Origin of the sequence: Proteus terrae subsp. cibarius (assembly GCF_011045835.1) — a bacterium.
In the GTDB taxonomy this organism is placed as follows: Bacteria; Pseudomonadota; Gammaproteobacteria; order Enterobacterales; family Enterobacteriaceae; genus Proteus; species Proteus cibarius.
In genome coordinates this window covers 502,463-521,427 of the sequence record NZ_CP047349.1, presented here as the reverse complement: position 1 = coordinate 521,427, position 18,965 = coordinate 502,463, and the positions used below count along the sequence as shown (strand labels likewise).

The window sequence follows — 18,965 nt, the reverse complement described above, 5'->3', positions numbered from 1 at the left end:
GTACTAATTTCCTCGTCCTAATAGGTCGTCCTGATAATCTCCCGCAGGAAAACGGAAAGGTACAGGGCCATCAGCAATACCATCTAAAAACTGTCTTACTTGCCTATTTGGATTATCCTGTAATTCTTGTGCGCTACCTTGAGCAATGACTTTTTGCTCTGCAACAATATAGGCGTAATCTGCAATACTTAACACTTCAGGCACATCATGGGAAACTACAACACAGGTCACACCAAGCGCATGATTTAACTCATCAATTAACTTAACAAGTACACCCATAGTGATAGGATCTTGCCCAACAAATGGCTCATCAAACATAATCAGTTCAGGATCAAGCGCAATAGCCCTTGCTAATGCAGCCCTTCTCGCCATTCCTCCTGATAATTCAGAAGGCATTAAACTTGCCGCACCACGTAAACCTACAGCTTCAAGTTTCATCATCACCGTTGTACGGATCAATGCTTCAGGTAAATTTGTATGCTCTCTTAGTGGAAATGCCACATTTTCAAACACATTCATGTCTGTAAACAGTGCACCTGATTGAAAAAGCATACTCATTTTCTTTCTTGCCTGATACAACGCAGAGCGTGATAGCGCAGGAATATTGTCGCCATCAAACCAAATTTCACCACTATCTGGAAGGATTTGTCCTCCCATTAGGCGTAACAAGGTTGTTTTACCAATCCCTGAAGGGCCCATAATCGCAGTCACTTTTCCTCTTGGTACAACAAGATTAATCTCTGAGAAGATCTTTCTGCTACCGCGAGTGAAGTTCATATTGCGCACTTCAATTAGATTGTTAGATTGTGCGTTCATGAATAAAACATCCTCAAGCCTATCTGCATAAACGAATTTTTACGCTATTTTGGCAGGTCATTCGCTATGTTACAAAGAAATCACCACTATTTAGCAATTTATTGCACGGTTAATTTTACTTTTCGTGCTTGGCTAGTCAAAATACGGTTAATTAGCAAAACCTTTTGACAATATGTTTTTTTTATCAGCCCTGTCTTATTGGTTTTTTCTTTATTCGCTCATTGTTGGAAAACTGATGGCATGTTGATTACTTTGTCTCTTTTAATTTTTGGGTTGATGTTACTCGTTTATGCATCAGACCGATTAGTTTATGGTGCGAGCGTTTTTGCGCAATCGTTAAAAATCCCACCCGCCGTTATCGGTATCTTAATTGTAGGCACAGGTACTTCACTGCCTGAGCTTTTTGTTTCAACCGATGCAGCTGTGCATAATTTGCCTGATATTGCTATCGGGACAGCCATTGGCTCTACACTCACCAACCTTCTTCTCATCGCAGGTATTGGCGCGATGATTTATCCCATGAACATTCAATCCGCAGTGCTCAAAAAAGAGCTTCCCTTGATGATTATAGTCATCATGCTCGTTGGCATTATCGTTTCTAGCGGAAACTTAGGGCTTAGAGAAGGCACGCTACTCTTTTTTATTGGTTTTGCATCCATCTTTCTAATGATAAAAACGATGCATAAAACACTCACGCAAGAGCGTCACGTATTACCTTTAGAAACCTTAACGCGTTTCGAATTACAAACAAATCCCCGTAATTCTGTTGCACTTTTTTGGGTTGTTATTGCTTTACTTATTATTCCAGTTGCTACTCAAATGATATTGGATAATGTCTTTATTTTAATGCAACAGTATCATCTTAGTGGCTTTTTTGTTGGTTTAACCTTGCTATCTATAGGAACAAGCCTACCTGAATTAGCCACAACTATTGTGGCAGCACTAAGACGCGAGAATGAATTAGCATTAGGGAATATTATAGGCGCTAATATTTTCAATCTAACTTTTGTGTTAGGAATGCCAGCATTACTCTCACCAAGCACATTTAATATCAACACATTTTATTTTAGCTTTGCTGTGCTTGTTGTCGCCAGTTTACTGTTTTCTCTCTTTTCATTAGGACGTAAACGACGTCTTAATCGAGGAAAAGGGATATTCTTGTTAGTTTGCTTTATTGTTTATATTACGGTGTTGTGCGTCGCACATTCTCTCTTAACCTAAAATAAATGGTACAAAAAAATGACCGAGTTTGATTTTCAGCAAGCAGGTAAAAAAGTCCTTCATATTGAGCGTGATGGGTTAGCTGAACTAGAACAATACATCAATGATGACTTCACTCTTGCCTGTGAAAAAATTTTCCACTGCCAAGGTAGAGTCATTGTTATGGGTATGGGTAAATCTGGCCATATTGGACATAAAATTGCGGCTACATTCGCCAGCACAGGAACACCTTCTTTCTTTGTTCATCCCGGCGAAGCAAGCCATGGTGACTTAGGCATGGTGACAGAAAAAGATATCGTTCTGGCAATTTCAAACTCAGGTGAAGCCAGCGAGATCCTCGCGCTGATCCCAGTACTTAAACGTAAACAGATAACACTGATTTGTATGACACGCACTCCTCAAAGTACAATGGGGAAAGCGTCTGATATTCATCTTTGTATCAAAGTACCTAAAGAAGCCTGTCCTTTAGGACTTGCACCAACAACCAGTACAACCGCAACCTTGGTAATGGGTGATGCACTCGCGATCGCACTGTTACGTGCCCGTGGTTTTACTGCTGAAGATTTTGCGCTTTCTCATCCAGGTGGGGCATTAGGTCGTAAATTACTCCTTCATGTCAGTGATTTAATGAATAAAGAAGCGGATATTCCACGCGTCACTAAAGACGCCACTTTACGTGAAGCTCTTGTCGAGATAACCCGTAAAAAATTAGGTATGACCGTTATTTGTGATGATAGTATGCTGATCAACGGCATCTTTACTGACGGTGATTTACGAAGAATATTTGATTTAGGGATAGATCTTAACAATGCCAAAATATCAGATGTTATGACAAGAGGCGGTATTCGTATTCGCCCCGATTGTTTGGCGGTTGAAGCACTGAATTTAATGCAAGCAAAACATATCACCTCCCTATTAGTAACAGAACAAGATAGTGATATCCTGTTAGGTGTTTTACATATGCATGATTTATTACAGGCTGGTGTTGTATAAGCTATTCATAACGTTCGAAGGATAAAAATGAATACAATGATAGAAACTTGTTATGGTGCAGTAAGTGAGCAAATCATCAAAAAAGCAGAAAAAATCCAATTGCTGATTTGTGATGTTGATGGTGTGATGTCGGACGGACTCATTTACATGGGCAATAATGGCGAAGAATTAAAAGCCTTTAATGTCCGTGATGGGTATGGCATCCGTTGTTTGCTCACATCTGGCATTGAGGTTGCTATCATTACAGGTCGTCAGTCTAAACTGTTAGAAGATCGTGCTAAAACCCTTGGCATTACATATCTTTACCAAGGTCAGCATAATAAGCTTTTGGCGTATCAACAACTGTTAGATACACTAAACCTTAAATCTGAACAAACAGCCTATATTGGTGACGACCTGATTGATTTACCTGTAATGGAAAAAGTGGGACTTTCTGTCGCCGTGGCTGATGCACATCCATTACTTACACCTCGTGCAAATTACGTGACACGCATTGCGGGTGGTCGTGGTGCAGTACGAGAATTGTGTGATTTAATCCTTTTAGCGCAAGGTCGGCTTGAAGAAGCTAAAGGTCTTTCGATTTAACGTATAACGATACAGAATGAATAAATTAAAATCCTGGTTTACCTTAATTCTTGCCATTATCGCCCTCGGGCTGATTGGCTGGAACTATACTAATAACACTGAATTCGGTGATGGTGAGATTGTTGATGATGGTCAGCCAACCTATCAATCCAAATCATCGATATCTTTTGTTTACGAGCCAACAGGTATACTCGGATATAAACTTGTTGCTGATGATGTCAAAAACTATGCTCAGCAAAAGTTTACATGGTTTACTAACCCTGTCTTAACTACCTATTCACCGACAGGGGATGCAACATGGACAGTACGCGCAAATAAAGCCAAGCTAACAAACAGTAAAATGCTCTATCTTTATGGCGATGTTCAAATTGATAGCTTAACGGATGATTCTCAGCTACAGAGAATAAGCACAGACAATGCTATTGCAAATTTGGATACACAGGATGTTTCCTCTGATGATGAAGTGACTATTATCGGCGTCGGACTGAAATCAGTCGGCTTAAAAATGCGAGGCAATCTGCGCGAGAAACGTGCAGAGCTGATTGAAAAGGTAAACACCTATTATGAGATCCCTAATGAATCAAAAAATCCGTAATACACTGATTATCGGTACACTTTTAGCGATAAGTGTACCTGCGATGGCGCTTAAAGATGACACACAACAACCTATTGTTGTGAACTCAGAGAAACAGTCGCTTGATCTAGAAAAAAACGTCACAACCTTTACGCAAAATGTTGTGATCAAACAAGGTTCTATCGATATTCGTGCTGATAAAGTTGTTGTCACACGCCCAGGCGGTGACTCCAAAAGGATCGTAATAGAAGCGTTTGGTAACCCTGTGACTTTTTATCAGTTACAAGATGATGGTAAACCTATCAAAGGTCGTGGCGAGAAAATGACCTATGAAATGGATAAAGAGTTAATGACCTTAACGGGTAAAGCCTATCTTGAACAATTAGACAGTAATATCACCGGTGATAAGATCACTTATCTCGTCCCAACTCAGCAAATGGAAGCTTTTAGCGGTAAAGGTAAACAAGTGACTACTGTTTTACTGCCTTCCCAGTTGCAAGAGAAAGGCCCTGGTGTTAACAACAAAGGTAAGTAACACTTTATGGCGCTGTTAAAAGCTGAAAATTTAGCAAAAGCATACAAAGGGCGCACCGTTGTCGGTGATGTGAGCCTAAACGTTAATTCAGGTGAGATTGTCGGCTTACTTGGACCCAATGGTGCAGGTAAAACAACCACATTTTATATGGTTGTTGGCATTGTAGCTCGTGATGCAGGTAGTATTACAATTGATGATGAAGACATTACGCTGTTACCGTTACATGAACGAGCACGTAAAGGCATTGGCTATCTTCCTCAAGAAGCGTCTATTTTTAGACGCTTAAGCGTTTATGACAACATTATGGGGATCTTAGAAATCCGCCATGATCTAACGCCTGAAGAACGAAAAGACCGTGCAGAAGAGCTGCTCGAAGAGTTTAATGTCAGCCACTTACGTAACAGCTTAGGGCAATCATTATCAGGGGGTGAACGCCGTCGTGTTGAAATCGCACGGGCATTGGCCGCAAACCCTAAATTCATTTTATTAGATGAACCTTTTGCAGGTGTTGACCCTATTTCCGTATTAGATATTAAAAAAATTATCCAGCATCTACGTGATTATGGACTAGGTGTACTGATTACTGACCATAACGTTCGTGAAACATTAGATGTGTGTGAACGTGCTTATATCGTCAGCCAAGGTCACCTTATTGCTCATGGTTCACCAGAAGAAATTCTTGAAAATGAGCAAGTTAAACGTGTTTACTTAGGTGAAGGCTTCCGCCTGTAATCTTTGATTCACTTTTACTCTGTCATGGATGACTACAGCAAAGGATTCATCGCATTATTATGAAACAAAGTCTGCAACTTCGTCTTAGTCAGCAACTGGCAATGACGCCACAGCTACAACAGGCTATTCGTTTGTTGCAACTTTCGACGCTTGAATTACAACAAGAAATTCAGCAAGCACTTGAGTCTAATCCACTTCTAGAACAAGACGATGATCAACAAGATCCCGTTTCAGATGATACCTCTCATACAGAAAGTCAGTCAGACTCCACAAAAACAACAACTGAAAACGAAGTTGAAGAGTTCGATACACTGGATGCTTTAGAGCAAAAAGAGATGCCTGATGATCTCCCTTTAGATACTCAATGGGAAGAAATCTACACCGCAGGCACACCTTCTGGCACCAGTAATGACTATACTGATGATGAACTTCCACTGTATCAAGGCGAAACAACCACTTCATTGCAAGATTATCTAACCTGGCAGGCTGATCTCACTCCATTTTCAGAAACAGACAGAGCAATTGCGATAAGTATTATTGATGCTATTGATGAAACAGGATATTTAACTGTCACAACAGATGACATCCTTGCTGGAATGGGCGATGATGAGCTAGAGCTTGATGAAGTCGAAGCTGTATTAAAACGTATCCAACGCTTTGATCCTATTGGTGTTGCTGCGCGTGATTTAAAAGAGTGTCTTTTGATTCAGCTATCCGCTTTTTCAACAGAAACACCTTATCTTAAAGAAACGCAGTTAGTGATTAGCCAATATTTAGAGTTGCTAGGTAACCGTGATTTTCGCCAATTGATGCGTCAAACGAAGTTACGAGAAGAGACACTTAAATCTGTTATTGAGATGATCCAGTCTCTTGATCCTAAGCCCGGATTAAGTATTGATACAGGCGAGTCAGAGTATGTTATTCCAGATATACTGGTAAAAAAATCAGGTGAACGCTGGCAAGTTGAGTTAAATACAGATAGCATTCCTCGCCTACGAATAAATGAGACCTATGCGGCATTGGGTCAATCGACTCAAAATGAGAGCGATGGAAAATTTATTCGTGACAATTTACAAGAAGCCAAATGGCTGATAAAAAGTCTAGAAAGCCGTAATGAGACATTATTAAAAGTCGCTCATTGCATTGTTGACACACAGCAAGCATTTTTCGAATTGGGTGAAGAGCATATGAAACCCCTTGTGTTAGCAGATATTGCTGAGCAGGTTGAAATGCACGAATCCACCATTTCTCGAGTGACAACGCAAAAATTTTTGCATTGTCCAAGAGGAATTTTCGAATTGAAGTATTTTTTCTCTAGCCATGTGAATACTGATAGCGGAGGCGAAGCCTCTTCAACAGCAATCAGGGCTTTAGTGAAGAAACTAATCGCAGCAGAAAACCCAGCGAAACCACTTAGTGATAGTAAACTGGCTGATATGCTCGGAGAGCTTGGAATACAAGTTGCTCGACGCACTGTTGCGAAGTATAGAGAGTCATTATCCATCCCGCCTTCAAATCAACGCAAAGAGTTGGTTTGAGCATAATTGAGAAGGAAGACACTATGGAACTTCAAATCACTGGTCATAATATTGAATTAACCGATGCTCTGCGTGATACAGTCAAAGCAAAAAGCGCGAAATTACCTCAGTTCTTTGACAAAATTAATAACGTTCAGGTGATCCTGAAAGTCGAGAAAGTTAATAAAATCGCGGAAGCGACCATTCAAGTTAATGGCGGTGAGTTGCATGCCTCTGCAGAAGCAGAAGATATGTACGCAGCAATTGATGGATTAATGGATAAGCTGGCTCGTCAATTAACCAAACACAAAGATAAACTGAGACAACATTAATTCATTTCCCATTGTAAAATGGGGATACAATCGGCGAAGTTACTGCGTTGTTTATGACTCGGTTTAATCCAACGCCTAATCAATATCAGTAACAAAAAACCAGATGTCACTTTGTGGCATCTGGTTTGCTGGTCTAAGTGAATAAGACAATGAACAACGATACAAAGATGAATATTAGCGACGTACTTTCTCTGGCATGTACGCATAATGATGTACATTGCACGAGTAAAAAGCGCGCGTTAGAAATTATCAGTGAAAGTGCAGCAAAAGCACTTAATTTACCCGAAACACTGATATTTGAAGCTTTATTGACGCGTGAAAAAGTCGGTACAACAGGGATTGGGGGGGGGTTAGCTATCCCTCATGGACGTATTGAAAGTGATGAAACAGAAAAAGTAGTTGGTGTGTTTCTTCACCTAAGCGAACCTATTGCCTTCGACGCTATTGATAATCAACCTGTCGACTTGTTGTTCGCATTACTCGTTCCTGCGACACAATGTAAGGAACATTTACACACACTGTCTTTGATTGCAAAACAGTTGGCAGACAAAAACTTATGTCGCCGACTACGCTCCGCACAAAGTGATGAAGAGCTTTATCAGATTATCACAGAATAACCCCTACGGGTTTAGTAGGACGCGAATAGCATACAGTGGAATGATATTCATCACTGGGAAATTATAGGGGAGCTACCTCATGGTGCTGATGATAGTCAGCGGACGCTCTGGTTCAGGTAAGTCAGTCGCTTTGCGTGCGCTTGAAGACATGGGATTTTATTGTGTTGATAACTTACCTGTTGATCTTTTACCTGAGCTCGCAAAAACACTGGCTGAACGTGATGCTTCTGCTGCCGCAGTCAGTATTGATGTCCGAAATATGCCAGAATCGCCGGAGATCTTCGAAAAAGCGCTGGAAAGTTTACCCGCTGAATATTCTCCACAACTCTTATTTTTAGATGCAGATAGAAATACCTTAATTCGTCGTTATAGTGATACTCGACGTCTTCACCCTCTTTCGACCAAGAACCTTTCATTAGAAGTGGCAATTGATACCGAAAGTGATCTACTTGAGCCATTGCGATCACGCGCTGATCTCATCATTGATACTTCTGAGATGTCAGTTCATGAGCTCGCAGAAATGCTACGTACTCGCTTATTAGGTAAGCGTGAACGTGAGCTGACGATGGTCTTTGAATCATTTGGCTTTAAGCATGGTATTCCTATTGATGCAGACTATGTTTTTGATGTGCGTTTCTTACCAAATCCACATTGGGATCCTAAACTGCGTCCAATGACAGGTCTTGATCGCCCTGTCGCGGCATTTTTAGATAGACACACCGAAGTTCATAACTTTATTTATCAAACTAGAAGCTACCTTGAACTTTGGTTGCCGATGTTAGAAACCAATAACCGTAGTTATTTGACGGTTGCGATTGGTTGTACGGGTGGTAAACACCGTTCTGTTTATGTTGCAGAGCAACTCGCAGATTATTTCCGTTCTAGAGGGAAAAACGTACAATCACGCCACAGAACACTAGAAAAACGCAAATGACCCAATATCGACAAGTTGCGATTAAAAATCGACTTGGTATGCATGCAAGGCCTGCGATGAAGTTGTTTGATTTAGTAAAAACATTTCAATCAACCGTCATTTTACGCAACAACGAAGGGGTTGAAGCACAAGCGGATAGTGTGATTGCTATGCTGATGTTAGATTCAGAGCAAGGCAGTCAAATTGATATAGAAGTAACTGGTAGTGATGAAAATGAAGCTATTGATGCTATTATCGCATTATTTGAATCGGGGTTTGATGAAGAATAATCGTAATAGAAAACAATAGATTAGCATTTCTTAACTAAATAACCCGAAAGAGACTGTGATCACTGTCTCTTTCTTTTTTATACAGAACCGCCTATTATCTCTTATATGAGTTTAACAACACCCCCACCTCACCCGTGGGGGTGTTGTTTTGCATTGGAATAAATTGGAGTGTGGTATGACAAAGCCAACAATTATCATCAACGAACTTGATGCAGAACGTTTAGATTCATTACTTGAACAACCGGCATTTGCAGATAGCCCGATTGCTGAAGCATTGAATGAAGAGTTAGATCGTGCTGACATTGTTACACCAGCTGATATCCCTGCTAATATTGTCACAATGAACAGCAAAGTCCGTTTTATGGACTTAAAAAATAATGAAGAGCGTACTCGTACGTTAGTGTATCCTGCTTCATTAAAAGATAGCACTACTGAACTTTCCGTTATGGCGCCAATGGGTGCTGCGCTACTAGGTTTAGCGATTGATGATGAGATCAGTTGGAAGCTACCAAATGGCCTTGAAACCAAGGTTAAAGTATTAGAAATTCTATACCAACCTGAAGCTGCGGGTGAATTACACCGTTAAGCAGAGCTGAAGGTTCGCGTCTTATTTTTATCTTATCAAATTGAAAAGCACACTGATAAACGCGATATCTCAGCCCATTGCGGGCTGAGATTAAAGGTTACGATAAGTGTCTAAAATTCACTCACCAGCAATACTCATTTCTGGTAATAACAGCGATCCACACTGAACATTACTACGCATCTCGATATCATCACCCATAGTGGCAATATTTGCCCACATATCTTTTAAATTACCGGCAATAGTCACTTCGCTTACAGGGTATTGGATTTCACCGTTTTCAACCCAAAAACCACTCGCGCCACGAGAATAATCACCCGTTACTGTGCTGACGCCTTGTCCCATCAATTCAGTGACAACAAGACCTGTTCCCATCTCTTTTAACAACGCATCAAACGATAAACCTTGTCCTGGGATATACCAGTTATGGATCCCACCAGCATGACCATTACTTTTTAAACCCAATTTTCTCGCTGAATAAGTAGTTAATAGCCACTCTTGTAATACGCCATCTTTAATAATTTCGGCATCGGTTGTGCGCACACCTTCACTATCAAACGGTGTTGATGCCAAACCTCTTATTAAGTGAGGTCGTTCTTGAATATTTAGCCATTGAGGGAAAATTTGCTTACCTAAGCTATCGAGTAAGCAAGAAGATTCACGATAAATCATGCTACCACTAATTGCTGCAACCAAATGACCAAAAATACCTGTCGCAACATCGGCAGCAAAAATAACGGGGGCTTTCATGGTTGGAAGTTTACGAGGTGCAAGGCGAGATAAAGTACGGCGAGCACACTCTTGACCTACCCACTCAGGTGATTCTAGATCATCAAAACGACGGCTAATGGTGTAGGCATAATCGCGTTCCATATCTTCACCATCACGAGCAATAACACAGCTCGACATAGAATAACGTGAAGATGAATAGCTTTTTAATAAGCCAAGGCTATTACCAAATACACGGGTTCCACTATGACTATTAAAGCTCCCCCCTTCGGTATTAATAATACGACTATCGCTATCTAAAGCAGCTTTTTCTGCTCTTGATGCTAATTCAATCGCTTTATCTGCCGTTATCTCGGTAGGATGGTAAAGATCAAGGAAAGGCGCATCAAAGGCTAATAGATCTTGATCAGCAGGTCCTGCATATGGGTCAACGGAAGTGTAGCGTGCAATATCCACAGCGGCCTGTACAGCTTGCTTAATTGCATCAGGACTTAAATCTGTTGAAGATGCACTACCTTTACGTTGTTGTTGGTAAACCGTAATGCCTAAAGCACCATCACTGTTAAATTCAACATTTTCAACTTCACCGTAACGCGTACTCACACTAATACCCGTCGATTTATTAATAGCGACTTCGGCACTATCACACTGTTTTGCAGCCAGCTCTAATGCGAGTGAGACGGCGTCTTCAAGCTGTTTTACCTGATCTGAATTATTCATTGAGAACCATTTTCCTAAGGAGAACACCACTTTTTACTTATTTTTCGCAAAGTAAATCAATTGACAGGTGGTCAACAAGCGATTTTCCCAGTTACAATAGAAGATATATGAATGTTATCACCCGTCGGGCTTTTGGTCATTCACCAAATCACACTCCCGGCTTACTCTGCAACAGGAATTTTTATTATGGCAAAGCAGCCTGAAGAGTGGCATTACCTCAATCCTGAATTTGACGATACATCGTCAGAAGAGGAAGAAGAGGAAGAAATTATCTGGGTCAGCAAAAGTGAAATTAAACGTGATGCTGAAGCACTCAAAAAACTGGGTACTGAATTAGTTGAATTAAGTGCGCAAGAATTAGAGCGTGTGCCATTAGATGAGAAATTATTAGCCTCTATTCAATTAGCACAAAAAGTACAGCGTGAAGCACGCCGTCGCCAAATTCAATATATTGGAAAACTACTGCGCAATGTGGACGAAGATCCGATCCGCCAAGCACTCGATAAACTAAAAAACCGCCACAACCAACAGATCTTAGTGTTACATAAACTAGAAGATCTGCGAATTCGCCTTATCGAAGGTGGTAATGAAGTGATTGAAGAAGTCGTGGCACTTTATCCAATGGCCGATCGCCAACAATTACGCACACTTATCCGTAATGTAAAAAAAGAAAAAGAAGCGAATAAACCACCAAAATCATTCCGCTTACTATTCCAATATCTAAAAGATTTATCAGAATCAGCATAAAACCTGATCATCCTGAAAACGCAGTGTAAATTCAGTATCACTGCGATTTTCAGGGCGTGCCTTCTACGCTTAATTACTTTTGCGCTTTATGCTCACAATGAAAGCTCAATACGTCTTTACCAAGCTCATTTTGTGCTTCTTGCATCACTTCTACTAAAGGCTGAAAATCACGGGAATGATGAGGTAGATGCTTGAAAACAATACTGACAGGTAATTCTATTCCTCCCACTAATGCATCCCATAATGCATCTAGGTTATCGCCAAAATTATCATCTAACTGAAATTGCAGTGCAAAATCCTGATAAAAAGCATCTCTATCTACTAGCATCTTAAAATCGAAGATAACCTGTTTCATTAAGGAGCAACCTTTGTCATTGTGCGGTAATGATCGGTGGTGACATAAATCAACCCATCATTCGAATAGAGCAATCTGTCGCTACCACGATGACCACAGTGATAATTTACATCCGCTTCATACCACTGCCGTCCTGCTTCTTCTGGTAGCTGTTTTTCACGGTTCATAAAACGATCGCCACCAATTGCTCTTCCCGGCAAAACTTCACATAAGTTACCTTCTTTCGCATTCCAGCCTTGTTCTCTTGCCTGTTTTTTAGTGAGATAAAAACTCGGTAGCTGTTGGTGACGTTGTAAATAGTTAGCCACTGCATTGGCTTGTGTTTTTTCATCAATAGAAAGAGGAATTTGTGCTGGTTTATTGCTGCTATTACTTGATGATGTTGGAACAGAGACTGGCGATGAAGAGGATGATATTTTCGCTTCAGGAAGCAAACCTTTGTAGAGAACACCAAATAAAACAGCAATAACAATAATAACTGGTAATAAACGTTTACCCATAAATTAGCACCTTCACTGTCGCTAGGATAAAAAACTCCATCAAAAGATGGAGTTTTATTAATACGTATAAATAACTATAACAAAGATTAAGCAGTACCGCCTACAGTGATCTTATCAAGCTTCAACGTAGGTTGACCCACACCAACAGGGAGGCTTTGTCCTTCTTTACCACAAACGCCCACTCCTTTATCTAAAGCGAGATCATTACCCACCATAGAGACCTGTTGCATAGCTTCAATACCTGAACCAATCAGAGTTGCCCCTTTAATTGGTTTTGTTATTTTTCCATTCTCGATTAAATAAGCTTCTGAAGTTGAGAAAACAAATTTACCCGATGTAATATCAACCTGACCGCCACCAAAGTTTGGTGCATAAATACCGCGATCAACGCTGGCAATAATTTCTTCAGGTGAGGATTTGCCTGCTAACATATAGGTGTTTGTCATACGAGGCATAGGAAGATGCGCATAAGACTCACGACGACCATTTCCTGTCGGTGCAACACCCATTAAACGTGCATTCATCTTATCTTGCATATAGCCTTTTAAGATGCCGTTTTCGATTAAGACATTATATTGACCCGGAACACCTTCATCGTCGATAGCAACAGAGCCTCGACGACCTTCAAGAGTGCCATCATCAACAATCGTACAAAGCTCAGAAGTAACTTTCTCACCAAGGCGACCAGAAAATACGGAGGTTTCACGACGGTTGAAATCACCTTCTAAACCATGACCCACAGCTTCATGCAATAATACCCCCGGCCATCCTGCACCTAATACCACAGGCATTGTTCCCGCTGGTGCTGCAATCGCTGATAAATTCACTAATGCCATACGTACAGCTTCACGAGCATAAGTGACTGCATGGCTTTCACCATACACTTTAGTTAAGAAATAGTCATAACCAAAGCGACCACCGCCACCACTTGCGCCACGCTCACGCTTGCCATCTTCTTCCACCAGCACACTGACAGAAAGACGAACTAAAGGACGCACATCAGCGGCTAACGTACCATCAGTTGCTGCAACCAGCACATGCTCATAAACACCAGTTAATGACGCGTTAACTTGTTTAACACGTTTATCTTCAGCACGAGCGGCTTTATCTACCTCATGCAATAATGCAATTTTCTCTTCGCGAGAAAGACTTTGCAGAGGATCATTTAAGCTGTATAGCGGAGAATGTTGAATAGCACCTAAAGTATGGATACGACCATTACCTTTAGTCTGAACAATACTTCGTGCAGCATGAGCACTTTGATTAAGTGCGTTAAGCGTTAGTTGGTCAGCATAAGCAAAACCGGTTTTTTCACCGTAAATTGCTCTAACGCCAACACCTTGATCAATATTGTAAGAGCCATCTTTAATAATCTGATCGTCGAGGATCCAAGCCTCGTGATAACTTGACTGAAAATAAAGATCACCATAATCAATTTGACGCTGTGCAAGCTGCTCTAGTGTTGATGCTAAATCATCTAAACTAAGTTTGTTTGCTTCCAACAGACTTTCGCTGACAACAGCTAAACTCATAATTCTTCTTTATCCTTAACTTTTTTGATTAAGTGGGTCAGTTTCGGGCGAAAACGGTTATGTTTTACAACTCGGATCTGTTCACGCATACCGTGTAAACTATCGACGCCAACATTCAGCGTTAGCGCACTGACAGCATCAGGGTTCTTTTTCAAGACTTTACCCCAGCCATCAATCGCCATAGTATGACCCCAAGTCCGGCGCGTATCATGTGTACCCACTTGTGCTGGCGCTAATATAATACACTGATTCTCAATGGCACGAGCACGTAATAAAGGTTCCCAGTGTGCTTTTCCTGTTAAACGGGTAAAAGCCGCTGGCACAGAGATTATCTCGGCACCTTTTTCTCTTAATGCTTGGAAAATACCTGGGAAGCGTAAGTCATAACAGATCGTTAAACCTAATTTCCCAACGGGAGTATCAACGACGGTTAAACGTTCACCACGTTGATAAATAGAAGACTCATTATATTCGCCTTGCTCATCATCAATACTGACATCAAACATATGGATTTTGTCATAACGAGCGCGGATAACTCCTTCATCATCAAACACCAAGCTACTGCTGGTAATTTGGTCTGGAGAGTCTCGACTAATCAATGGCATAGAACCGACTAAGATCCATACTTTGTAACGCTGAGCCATTTTAGCGATAGCATTTTGTAAAGGCCCATCGCCCTGAATTTCAGCGTGTTTATGGTAATCTTTAGAGTTTGAAAAAAGTAACGCATTTTCAGGTGTTAATACAAGCTTCACTGAATCGGGTAATTGTTTAATCTGTTGCTCAATTTGCGCTAGATTATTTTTTGTGTTTTTACCGCTACAAAGTTGCAAAAGTGCGACATTAACTTTTTTCATAACGCCTGATTCTCCTTAAGCTGACGCAGTACTTCGTCAATTTTGGGTTGTTCCATAGTTCCGGTCACATGATAACGGATAACAGAAATCTTACTCCAAAGTGGCCCCAGAACCTTTGATGCCGCAAACACTGCGGCGCCTGCAATTGGGTTTATAGCGAATGCAGTAGCAACACCGACTGTTGCTGAAATCTCTGGCGTTACCACAACTTGTAGGTCCATTTTACGTTCAAGTAAATCAACTTTCCCACTGATTGCAATATCGGCAATAACACCATCAACTCGGACACTATCAGCATTCATAATACCTTGATTAATCGTAATTTCACTCTTAATCGAATCATATTCAAAATGCTCACTGAAAGTATCTCTAAAATCAAACTGTAATTTACGTAAAAGTGCATCGAAACTCACAAGGCGAAGTAACTTACCGGCTTGTCCGACATTCACTTTTTCTATCCGCCCTTTCCCTAAAGTAGATTTGATATCACCATTTAAGGTCGCAAGATCAAAATTCCATGGCGTATTATGCCATTGTAATGAAAAATCAGCAGAAAGAGGAGATTGCAAAATAGGAACGATATAGCCAAAGTAAGCTGCCATTTCATCAATTTCATCTGCTTTTAGCTTGCCTTGTAGCTTTGTGATGTTGTTTCCTGCGATATCATCAGACCATTCGCCATTAACATGTAGCTCACCACTGCTATTTTTTAATTTACCGTCAGTTAAAAGCAATGTGCCATTACTTTGCTTTAATGAACCTTGAATTTTCCCTAAAAGCAGACCGTTCACCCAACATTCTCGACATTCAAAATCAATAGAAGGGATATTTTTTACTGAAAATTTCAAAGCATTAGGATCAGAAGCGCTCGCCATTTTTAACGTTTTTTCTTCTTGGTCAGAGGAGACACCATTAAAATAGAGATAATTAATATTCACTTGCCAAGGTGTTGATGTTTCAGGAATAAACACATCGCCTCGTAATTCATTTCCTGAAAATGCAAATTTCACACCGTCACTAACGCGCATAATTTCAGTTTGCGGATCACGCCATTTTTGCCCTGCAAAATTTAAATCAGGCAAACTAATGTGCACATTATCAGGAAAAGTGACTTCATTTTCAGATGGCGTTAAAGACGAAAAAGCCATTAATGTTGGCAACCATTTATCCCCCTCTAATCCTTTAAGGGCAATAGTTAAGCGTTGTTGTGAACCCAATTCTGGTAATTTAATAGAAGAAGAAACAAGATTACCTTGTAATAACCGTAACTGTTTTCCTAAAGCCCATTGGCTATTAAGTTTCCACAGTTTCTCAGCACTAGCATTCACGCTTAAGGTTTCACTGTTACCTTTTGCAGAAATAACAATAGGTGGTGAAGTTTTTAAATCTTGCGTTTCAGGTGCGGTTAATTTGCTATTTAATGCATTTATATTTCCAGTTAAATCGACTTGATAATCGACATCACCTTTTTCGGGGATCTTAACATTAACGTTGCCGCTCCAAGGGAGTATGCCACTCAATTTCTGTTGAATATCGCTTGGTAAACCTTGAATTTTTTGAATATCCCATTGACCTTTCAAGCCTACATCGACCTGATAATTATCCGTATCATTGTGACTTGTAAATGAGAAAGCGAGAGGCTGCCCAAACCAATTAGCTGTTAATGTATCACTCTCAAGTTTGTCATTGTGATAACGAAATTGTCCACTGACGCCCTGTAAGGTGGTATCCATAAAATTCAATGTGACATCATTGTTTTTTAAATTAATATCACCCGAAGCCACCACATCTTCACCACCAAAGGGAATATCTAATTTCAATGTACCATTGATTTTCCCAGCGACTTTAAGCTCTTCAAGTGTATGACCTATACTCGCCATTTGAGAATCTAAGAAATACTCTTTCAACTCGTCGCCTGTGGCTTCAATATCCGCATTAATTAAGATCTTCTCTTGTCGATAGCTCTCAATCACTGCACTTAAATTTGTGGCAGTGGCTTTACCCACTTTCGCTTGTGCAGAAGACATCCATAATCCATCATTTTTAAAATCTAAATTAATATCTAGATCGAATAATGCAGGCCATTCGCTATCAAATTTAAAGGTGGCGTGTTTAACAGGAGCATAAACTTGGAACCAGCCTTTGTGATTATCAAAAGGAAAATCGGCGGGATCGCCATGGAAAATAAAGGTTCCATTATCGATATTACCCGCAATAATCGCCTCTGAGAGGTATTGTGTCAGCTCTTTACCAACATATTTCTCTGGCAGATAACGCCATGCATCTCCTGCATTTGTAACTCTTACACCTGAGAGTATAGAAAGACGCTGATCTTCACCTTGTTTCTCGTAACGAAAATCACCCGTAACCCATGCTGATGTAGCTTGAACATCTAACCCTTCACTCCAAAGAGATAAGTCATCTCCAGAATGAGTCCAGTAAACTGTGCCTTTCCCTTTCTCAATATTCAGCGGTGCTTTAAACAATTCGCCAGTATCTATTTCACTGTTTGCTAGCGCGAAATTAAGTTCACCGCGTTGCATATTGCCTTTTAATTGCCCGCTGAAATGTTGTATAGAAGGGATCTCTTGCCAACGCTTCCAACCCACATTTTCCCATGAGAGATTAATCGCGCTTTGCTCAAAATGCTCAGGCGTAAGATCTAATGCAAAATCATTAACCATCCCAGAAAATTGGCGATACTGCCATTGACGAACAAAATCAGGTGTTAAAAAAGAGAATAATGGCAATACAGCATATAGCCTATCTAACTCAATATTTTTGGCACGAATACGCCATGCTTCATCATGTTGTTTTTCTTTTGGTTGATAAAGAACCGCTAAATAACCATCAGGCCACTCTTCACCATCCATGGTAATTTTTCGAGTATAAGGAATATCTGCAAGCCAACCATTCTCTTGCCTTCTCATCCGCAATATTAAGTCTTCAACTTTTAATGCATGTGAGGTTCCATCATTACTCCAATCCATCTCACCTTGATGAATTTGCAATTGACTTCCGGTAATACGCCCTTGAGTAATTTCAATCCAGTTAGATAAACTCGCTTTGGCTTCACCTACTCCGCTATTATTTTTTACCCACTGACTAAGCCAAGGTGAGATATCAATATCATCTGCAGTAAGAAATACTTTGCCGTTATCGATTAAACCGTTCTCTGTGGTATAGAGATCAAGGCGCACCTTTAATCCGCCATAATGATTAACCGGTGTATCAAGAGTGACTTCACCTTGAGCACGATGACGATTTTTTTGATTTAACCACATCAATTCGGGCACATGTAATGTACTGGTATCTCCTGAAGGGGTTAAAAAAACAAAACGGCTTTCAATCAGTTTAAAGCGATCAAACTGTTCAAGAAAAATGGAAGAAATATCATCAGGTTCAGTTAACGTTATATCCCCACTTTGCCCAGTAAAAATAGGGCTATGGTAATTAACATATAATTGTTCAAAGGTCAGTTCACGAAAATGAAGGCGAAAAGCGAATAATGAACGCCAAACGTCAAAAGAAAAAGTCACTTTTTCTGCCGTAACGTTCACATCTTTATTGGTAATATTCAACCCTTCTACTTGAATATCAGGGCCAAAATTCTGCCACTCCCCCATAATCTTTGTCATGGAGACAGGGCTATTGAGTTGCTTTGTAAGATACGATTCTATTTCTGGGCGATAACTATCTAAGCGAGGCAGAAAATAGCGAAATCCGCTTAATACCAAGGCAAAAACGATGAGGCAAAAAACTGTTATCACTAACAGGTATTTAGGCAGCCGCTTCATTTTTGTCTCCTTTCTGCCAT

The 18,965-nt window shown here is 40.4% G+C and carries 20 protein-coding genes; 13 read left to right on the top strand and 7 right to left on the bottom strand.

Going from position 1 to position 18,965, the window contains the following annotated elements:
- Positions 1-3: 3 nt before the first annotated feature.
- Positions 4-816 carry a phospholipid ABC transporter ATP-binding protein MlaF gene (gene mlaF, locus GTH25_RS02520; RefSeq protein ID WP_075671449.1) on the bottom strand — a complete coding sequence of 271 codons (813 nt, stop codon included), beginning with the start codon at positions 814-816 and terminating at the stop codon, positions 4-6.
- A gap of 240 nt (positions 817-1,056) precedes the next feature.
- Here mlaF and GTH25_RS02515 point away from each other — a divergent pair, with 240 nt between their 5' ends.
- The 12 genes from GTH25_RS02515 (at position 1,057) to rnk (ending at position 9,711) form a co-directional block, all read left to right on the top strand.
- On the top strand, positions 1,057-2,037 hold the full coding sequence (locus tag GTH25_RS02515) for a calcium/sodium antiporter (RefSeq protein WP_075671451.1): 981 nt from the start codon (positions 1,057-1,059) through the stop codon (positions 2,035-2,037).
- Between the two features lie 18 nt (positions 2,038-2,055).
- Positions 2,056-3,030 (top strand): arabinose-5-phosphate isomerase KdsD, encoded by a 975-nt coding sequence (gene kdsD, locus GTH25_RS02510; RefSeq protein WP_075671453.1) that lies wholly within the window; start codon positions 2,056-2,058, stop codon positions 3,028-3,030.
- A gap of 27 nt (positions 3,031-3,057) precedes the next feature.
- The gene (gene kdsC / locus GTH25_RS02505; protein WP_075671455.1) at positions 3,058-3,615 is read left to right on the top strand and encodes a 3-deoxy-manno-octulosonate-8-phosphatase KdsC; all 558 of its coding nucleotides are present in this window, start codon (positions 3,058-3,060) and stop codon (positions 3,613-3,615) included.
- A 16-nt stretch (positions 3,616-3,631) separates the two neighbouring features.
- On the top strand, positions 3,632-4,210 hold the full coding sequence (gene lptC, locus GTH25_RS02500) for an LPS export ABC transporter periplasmic protein LptC (protein ID WP_075671457.1): 579 nt from the start codon (positions 3,632-3,634) through the stop codon (positions 4,208-4,210).
- Complete coding sequence (gene lptA / locus GTH25_RS02495; protein WP_075671459.1) at positions 4,191-4,724, top strand: lipopolysaccharide ABC transporter substrate-binding protein LptA; 534 nt, start codon at positions 4,191-4,193, stop codon at positions 4,722-4,724. Before lptC ends, lptA begins: the two co-directional genes overlap by 20 nt.
- A 6-nt stretch (positions 4,725-4,730) precedes the next feature.
- A complete protein-coding gene (gene lptB, locus GTH25_RS02490; RefSeq protein WP_006535352.1) occupies positions 4,731-5,456 on the top strand; it encodes an LPS export ABC transporter ATP-binding protein in 726 nt (241 codons plus the stop codon).
- A gap of 59 nt (positions 5,457-5,515) precedes the next feature.
- Positions 5,516-6,994: an RNA polymerase factor sigma-54 gene (gene rpoN, locus GTH25_RS02485; protein WP_156733022.1), complete on the top strand. Its 1,479-nt coding sequence runs from the start codon at positions 5,516-5,518 to the stop codon at positions 6,992-6,994.
- A gap of 23 nt (positions 6,995-7,017) precedes the next feature.
- Complete coding sequence (gene hpf / locus GTH25_RS02480) at positions 7,018-7,305, top strand: ribosome hibernation promoting factor (protein WP_036913954.1); 288 nt, start codon at positions 7,018-7,020, stop codon at positions 7,303-7,305.
- 149 nt (positions 7,306-7,454) lie between these two features.
- Positions 7,455-7,922: a PTS IIA-like nitrogen regulatory protein PtsN gene (ptsN, locus tag GTH25_RS02475; protein ID WP_099660013.1), complete on the top strand. Its 468-nt coding sequence runs from the start codon at positions 7,455-7,457 to the stop codon at positions 7,920-7,922.
- Between the two features lie 79 nt (positions 7,923-8,001).
- Complete coding sequence (rapZ, locus tag GTH25_RS02470; protein ID WP_064718868.1) at positions 8,002-8,856, top strand: RNase adapter RapZ; 855 nt, start codon at positions 8,002-8,004, stop codon at positions 8,854-8,856.
- Complete coding sequence (gene npr / locus GTH25_RS02465; RefSeq protein ID WP_006535359.1) at positions 8,853-9,125, top strand: PTS phosphocarrier protein NPr; 273 nt, start codon at positions 8,853-8,855, stop codon at positions 9,123-9,125. Before rapZ ends, npr begins: the two co-directional genes overlap by 4 nt.
- Positions 9,126-9,300: 175 nt before the next feature.
- Positions 9,301-9,711, top strand: coding sequence for a nucleoside diphosphate kinase regulator (gene rnk, locus GTH25_RS02460; RefSeq protein WP_075671465.1), 411 nt, complete (start codon positions 9,301-9,303; stop codon positions 9,709-9,711).
- A 117-nt stretch (positions 9,712-9,828) separates the two neighbouring features.
- On the opposite strand, the gene pmbA is transcribed toward rnk, so the two are convergent.
- Positions 9,829-11,157 carry a metalloprotease PmbA gene (gene pmbA / locus GTH25_RS02455; protein ID WP_164530308.1) on the bottom strand — a complete coding sequence of 443 codons (1,329 nt, stop codon included), beginning with the start codon at positions 11,155-11,157 and terminating at the stop codon, positions 9,829-9,831.
- Between the two features lie 186 nt (positions 11,158-11,343).
- On the opposite strand from pmbA, the gene yjgA reads away from it, so the two are divergent.
- Positions 11,344-11,904, top strand: coding sequence for a ribosome biogenesis factor YjgA (gene yjgA / locus GTH25_RS02450; RefSeq protein WP_075671509.1), 561 nt, complete (start codon positions 11,344-11,346; stop codon positions 11,902-11,904).
- 73 nt (positions 11,905-11,977) lie between these two features.
- Here the strand turns inward: yjgA and GTH25_RS02445 are convergent, their stop codons facing one another.
- From GTH25_RS02445 to yhdP, 5 genes are all read right to left on the bottom strand, one after another.
- Positions 11,978-12,259, bottom strand: coding sequence for a barstar family protein (locus GTH25_RS02445; RefSeq protein ID WP_075671469.1), 282 nt, complete (start codon positions 12,257-12,259; stop codon positions 11,978-11,980).
- On the bottom strand, positions 12,259-12,759 hold the full coding sequence (locus GTH25_RS02440) for a ribonuclease domain-containing protein (RefSeq protein ID WP_075671471.1): 501 nt from the start codon (positions 12,757-12,759) through the stop codon (positions 12,259-12,261). Before GTH25_RS02440 ends, GTH25_RS02445 begins: the two co-directional genes overlap by 1 nt.
- Positions 12,760-12,845: 86 nt before the next feature.
- On the bottom strand, positions 12,846-14,291 hold the full coding sequence (gene tldD / locus GTH25_RS02435) for a metalloprotease TldD (protein WP_075671473.1): 1,446 nt from the start codon (positions 14,289-14,291) through the stop codon (positions 12,846-12,848).
- Positions 14,288-15,148 (bottom strand): deaminated glutathione amidase, encoded by an 861-nt coding sequence (nit1, locus tag GTH25_RS02430; protein WP_072063785.1) that lies wholly within the window; start codon positions 15,146-15,148, stop codon positions 14,288-14,290. The genes tldD and nit1 overlap by 4 nt, the downstream gene beginning before the upstream one ends.
- Positions 15,145-18,945 (bottom strand): AsmA2 domain-containing protein YhdP, encoded by a 3,801-nt coding sequence (gene yhdP, locus GTH25_RS02425; protein WP_164530307.1) that lies wholly within the window; start codon positions 18,943-18,945, stop codon positions 15,145-15,147. The genes nit1 and yhdP overlap by 4 nt, the downstream gene beginning before the upstream one ends.
- Positions 18,946-18,965 lie beyond the last annotated feature (20 nt).

Bases quoted from the DNA above. Each gene is read 5' to 3' on its own strand.
- mlaF (WP_075671449.1), bottom strand. From the start codon at position 816: ATGAACGCACAATCTAACAATCTAATTGAAGTGCGCAATATGAACTTC.
- GTH25_RS02515 (WP_075671451.1), top strand. From the start codon at position 1,057: ATGTTGATTACTTTGTCTCTTTTAATTTTTGGGTTGATGTTACTCGTT.
- kdsD (WP_075671453.1), top strand. From the start codon at position 2,056: ATGACCGAGTTTGATTTTCAGCAAGCAGGTAAAAAAGTCCTTCATATT.
- kdsC (WP_075671455.1), top strand. From the start codon at position 3,058: ATGAATACAATGATAGAAACTTGTTATGGTGCAGTAAGTGAGCAAATC.
- lptC (WP_075671457.1), top strand. From the start codon at position 3,632: ATGAATAAATTAAAATCCTGGTTTACCTTAATTCTTGCCATTATCGCC.
- lptA (WP_075671459.1), top strand. From the start codon at position 4,191: ATGAATCAAAAAATCCGTAATACACTGATTATCGGTACACTTTTAGCG.
- lptB (WP_006535352.1), top strand. From the start codon at position 4,731: ATGGCGCTGTTAAAAGCTGAAAATTTAGCAAAAGCATACAAAGGGCGC.
- rpoN (WP_156733022.1), top strand. From the start codon at position 5,516: ATGAAACAAAGTCTGCAACTTCGTCTTAGTCAGCAACTGGCAATGACG.
- hpf (WP_036913954.1), top strand. From the start codon at position 7,018: ATGGAACTTCAAATCACTGGTCATAATATTGAATTAACCGATGCTCTG.
- ptsN (WP_099660013.1), top strand. From the start codon at position 7,455: ATGAACAACGATACAAAGATGAATATTAGCGACGTACTTTCTCTGGCA.
- rapZ (WP_064718868.1), top strand. From the start codon at position 8,002: ATGGTGCTGATGATAGTCAGCGGACGCTCTGGTTCAGGTAAGTCAGTC.
- npr (WP_006535359.1), top strand. From the start codon at position 8,853: ATGACCCAATATCGACAAGTTGCGATTAAAAATCGACTTGGTATGCAT.
- rnk (WP_075671465.1), top strand. From the start codon at position 9,301: ATGACAAAGCCAACAATTATCATCAACGAACTTGATGCAGAACGTTTA.
- pmbA (WP_164530308.1), bottom strand. From the start codon at position 11,157: ATGAATAATTCAGATCAGGTAAAACAGCTTGAAGACGCCGTCTCACTC.
- yjgA (WP_075671509.1), top strand. From the start codon at position 11,344: ATGGCAAAGCAGCCTGAAGAGTGGCATTACCTCAATCCTGAATTTGAC.
- GTH25_RS02445 (WP_075671469.1), bottom strand. From the start codon at position 12,259: ATGAAACAGGTTATCTTCGATTTTAAGATGCTAGTAGATAGAGATGCT.
- GTH25_RS02440 (WP_075671471.1), bottom strand. From the start codon at position 12,759: ATGGGTAAACGTTTATTACCAGTTATTATTGTTATTGCTGTTTTATTT.
- tldD (WP_075671473.1), bottom strand. From the start codon at position 14,291: ATGAGTTTAGCTGTTGTCAGCGAAAGTCTGTTGGAAGCAAACAAACTT.
- nit1 (WP_072063785.1), bottom strand. From the start codon at position 15,148: ATGAAAAAAGTTAATGTCGCACTTTTGCAACTTTGTAGCGGTAAAAAC.
- yhdP (WP_164530307.1), bottom strand. From the start codon at position 18,945: ATGAAGCGGCTGCCTAAATACCTGTTAGTGATAACAGTTTTTTGCCTC.